Origin of the sequence: Bacillus cereus group sp. N21 (assembly GCF_016483395.1) — a bacterium.
Lineage (GTDB): Bacteria > Bacillota > Bacilli > Bacillales > Bacillaceae_G > Bacillus_A > Bacillus_A pseudomycoides.
The window spans coordinates 1-232 of sequence record NZ_JAEHBX010000447.1 but is presented as its reverse complement, the minus strand read 5'-3'; the positions used below and the strand labels follow the sequence as shown (position 1 = coordinate 232).

Genomic DNA, 232 nt, shown 5'->3' with positions numbered 1-232 from the left:
CCATTCTTTGGTGTATAGCCACCTTGCACACAAATCGTTCCTTTTCCCCATGATTCTCCCATCTCTCATTCTCCTTTCTTTTATACAAAATAAAAAACTGCCCCTTTCCTGAAAATAAGAAAGGAGCAGTTTGAAAACACGCTCTAAAGGCTCTTTCTTATCTCTCAGGATTATTACCTGCAGGATTTGGCACAATTCCGTTATACGGCTGTTGCCAAGGTTTCATCGGGCC

At 41.8% G+C, this 232-nt stretch carries 1 riboswitch.

Features of this window, described 5'->3' with window-relative positions:
• Positions 1 to 154: 154 nt before the first annotated feature.
• Positions 155 to 232: riboswitch (SAM riboswitch) on the bottom strand. This riboswitch is flagged as partial in the annotation.